Genomic DNA, 2,992 nt, shown 5'->3' on the forward strand with positions numbered 1-2,992 from the left:
CTGTTCGGCACCGTCTACGGGATCATGGACTCGTTCATCGGGATCGCGAACACGAACACCACCAACCTCGCGGTTGTGGCGCCCGGCATCGCCGAAGCGCTTCTGGCCACGGGTCTTGGCCTGTTCGCGGCCATTCCGTCGGTTATCTTCTACAACTACTTCCAGACGCGCATCTCCGCTTACGGCGCGCGTACGGAAGGCTTTGTGGCTGAACTGATGAACGCGATCTCCCGGCAGCTCGACAAAGGAGCGTAAGCCAGATGGGAGCCAAGCTTTCAGGCTCTGGCGGCGGCAAATACGAGGAAGAAGCGAACAGCAGCATCAACGTCACGCCGTTCGTGGACGTCATGCTGGTCCTGCTGATCATCTTCATGGTGGCGGCGCCTCTGGCGGCCGTCACGGTGAAGGTGGCGCTTCCTCCCGCGGTCGCCAAACCAGGCACCAACCCACCCAAGCCGGTCTATATCTCGATCCAATCCAACGGCCGGATCTTCATCCAGGACTTTCCCACGGACCTCGCCTCGCTTGGCGATGACCTTCGCAGACAGGTCGGCGCCAAGCGTGACCCGACCCACGAGCGGATCTTCATCCGTGGCGACAAGGACGTGATGTACGGCGACTTCATGGGCGTGATGAACATGCTGCAGGACAACCAGTTCTACAGCGTGGCCCTGGTCGGCGAAGATAATAACAAGTGAGGCTGACGCATGGCTGATACATCATCGCGTGGCCTCGCTCCCCTGAGCGGCAGCCACAACCCGTTCGACGATCCGCGGCCCAAGCGCCAAAAGGGGTTCTGGATTGCGATCGTCATCGCAGTCATCGTGCACGCCGCGCTTGCTCTCTACCTTTGGAAGAGCAAGTTCGAGCCGAACTTCAAGGAGTACTCCGACGATGTGACGGACGTGGCGCTCATCAAGCCGGTGCCGCCGCCTCCGCCCCCTCCGCCTCCGCCTCCGCCGCCGAACACGCCTCCGCCGCCGCCGCCAAAGCTGCAGCCCAGGCCGCCGGTTGCGGCGCCGCAGGTTCCGACGATCCCGCCCCTCCCGGTTCCGCCGGTAGAGCACCACATCGAGGAGCCTAAGCCGCCGGCCCCGCCGCCGCCGACACCGGTGCACGAGTCGGTCATCACGCAGCCGGACTGGTCGCGTAAGCCCGACGCCGAGGCGCTCGCCAGGTACTACCCTGAACGCGCCCAGCGGATGAGCATCGAAGGAACGGCGACGATCAGCTGCACCGTCAATGCGCGGGGCACGCTCGACAACTGCTCGGTCGTTTCCGAAAACCCGCCTGAAGCGGGCTTCGGTGACGCCACGCTCAAGGCGAGCAAGCTGTTCAAGATGCGGCCGCTTTCCAAAGACGGCGCGCCCGTCGATGGCGGCACTGTTCGCATCCCGCTCCGGTGGGTCCTGCCGAAAGGCTGACCCCTCGCGAACGGCCCAGGATCAAGCCCCGGCGGCGCAAGCCTCCGGGGTTTTTTCTTGACTGGAAGGCGCCTTCACAGTCGGCGTACGACCCCCCATTCTGCGCGGCGTCGAACCGGCGCCTGCGAAGGAACGGCATTGAGCCAGGCAGACAAATCGTGGCCCGCGCAGCGCGCAGATCCTACCGTCGCAAACCCGCGCGAGGACCTGCTGTTCACTGGCGTGGTCGCCGCGGTTGTCGTGGTCCTGCTTTATTTCAACGCCCTGAACGTCGTCGACGAGCGCGCCCGCGGCGGCCATCCGATTGCGCTTTGGGAGCCGCTGGTCTGGGAGGCGACCAGTGGCGCGTACTTCCTGGCAGTCTCACCGCTGGTGGCGGCGCTGACACGGCGGTTCTGGCCCGCCCGGCCGCCCTGGCTACAGAAGGTCGCGGTCCATGCGCTCGCCGCGGTGGTTGTGTCGCTGGCCCATGTCCTGGTGATCGGTGCGGCCCGCTGGGCAATCTATCGCCTCGTTGGCGGCTACTACGCGCCGCTCTGGCCGCTGGGCGACTGGCCCTACGAGTTGCGCAAGGACCTGCTGGCCTACGCTTCAATCGTGGGCATCTATGTCGCCTGGCGGACGATCAGGGCGCGCCCGAGCACGGTCGTCCGGCCCGAGGCCGAGGTCCTGGAGGTTCGAGACGGCGCGCGACGGCACTTCGTGCCCTTGAGCGAGGTCGTCTGGGTGGAGGCGGCCGGCAACTACGTAGAGCTGCACCGCGGCGGGTCTGGTCTCCTGCATCGCGCATCGCTTTCCGCGATGCAGCGCCGGCTGCAATCGGCGGGCTTCGTACGCATTCATCGCTCGCGATTGGTCCGGCGCGAGGCGGTGGCGGCCGTGGAATCCAAGCCGACCGGCGACTTCGTCGTGCGCCTGCGCGATGGCCGCGAACTCGCAGGCAGCCGGCGCTATCGCCACCCGCTGCTGGCGGATTGAAACTGCGTCCGTCCGGCGACTTGATCGCAACGCGTGGCGCGACTAGAACCGCCCCTCGCGATGCGCCGCCTTAGCTCAGTTGGTTAGAGCGCTAGATTGTGGATCTAGAGGTCCCCCGTTCAAGCCGGGGAGGCGGTACCATCGCGGGGCGCTGGAGACGTTGGGCTTTTAGCCGCGCAAACCCGTGACGGTCGCGGGCGGGTTACACATTCAGACAGTCGCGAGCCACTTTGTGTTCGATGGGCGTTCCGGCGATCGATCCCGCGGGGGGCGGTGAGTGGCTCATTCCCCACACGCGCGTAGCGAAATTTTCTCCCGCAGGGCGAACACGGAACCATTTGCTGCGTAGAGCTGTATACTGAGCGGGTCGGGGGATGTTCATGGGATCACCGGCAATGAAAAAAATACTATTGGGAGCGGTCGCCTATCTCGCCCTAGGCACGGCGGCGCATGCATCAATCATCCCCGGGTTGCAAAGCATCACCCCGGTGGGGAGTAATTTCCACTTCAGTTACAACGGCTTCCTCTCCGGCGACGAAGGCTTGGTCGCGGGCAACGAACTGGTGATCTACGATTTCGCCGGCTACGTC

The 2,992-nt window shown here is 65.0% G+C and carries 5 protein-coding genes and 1 tRNA gene; all 6 read left to right on the plus strand.

Features of this window, described 5'->3' with window-relative positions; genetic code table 11:
- Positions 1–255: MotA/TolQ/ExbB proton channel family protein (locus tag VGI62_RS10895; protein ID WP_331504509.1), on the plus strand; the 255-nt coding region annotated here is incomplete at its 5' end.
- A 5-nt stretch (positions 256–260) separates the two neighbouring features.
- Positions 261–698: a biopolymer transporter ExbD gene (locus tag VGI62_RS10900; protein WP_331504510.1), complete on the plus strand. Its 438-nt coding sequence runs from the start codon at positions 261–263 to the stop codon at positions 696–698.
- Between the two features lie 9 nt (positions 699–707).
- Entirely contained in the window at positions 708–1,424 is a 717-nt protein-coding gene (locus VGI62_RS10905) for an energy transducer TonB (RefSeq protein WP_331504511.1), read from the plus strand.
- A gap of 138 nt (positions 1,425–1,562) precedes the next feature.
- Positions 1,563–2,402, plus strand: a complete 840-nt coding sequence (locus VGI62_RS10910) for a LytTR family DNA-binding domain-containing protein (RefSeq protein ID WP_331504512.1) — start codon at positions 1,563–1,565, stop codon at positions 2,400–2,402.
- Positions 2,403–2,466: 64 nt separating this feature from the next.
- Positions 2,467–2,543 (plus strand) — tRNA-His (locus VGI62_RS10915).
- A 254-nt stretch (positions 2,544–2,797) separates the two neighbouring features.
- Positions 2,798–2,992 (plus strand): hypothetical protein (locus tag VGI62_RS10920; protein ID WP_331504513.1); only part of this gene is annotated, 195 nt, incomplete at its 3' end.

Origin of the sequence: Phenylobacterium sp., assembly GCF_036495085.1 — a bacterium.
Lineage (GTDB): Bacteria > Pseudomonadota > Alphaproteobacteria > Caulobacterales > Caulobacteraceae > Phenylobacterium.

Excerpts from the sequence above, each read along its gene's own strand:
- VGI62_RS10905 (WP_331504511.1), top strand. The coding sequence starts at position 708 with ATGGCTGATACATCATCGCGTGGCCTCGCTCCCCTGAGCGGCAGCCAC.
- VGI62_RS10900 (WP_331504510.1), top strand. The coding sequence starts at position 261 with ATGGGAGCCAAGCTTTCAGGCTCTGGCGGCGGCAAATACGAGGAAGAA.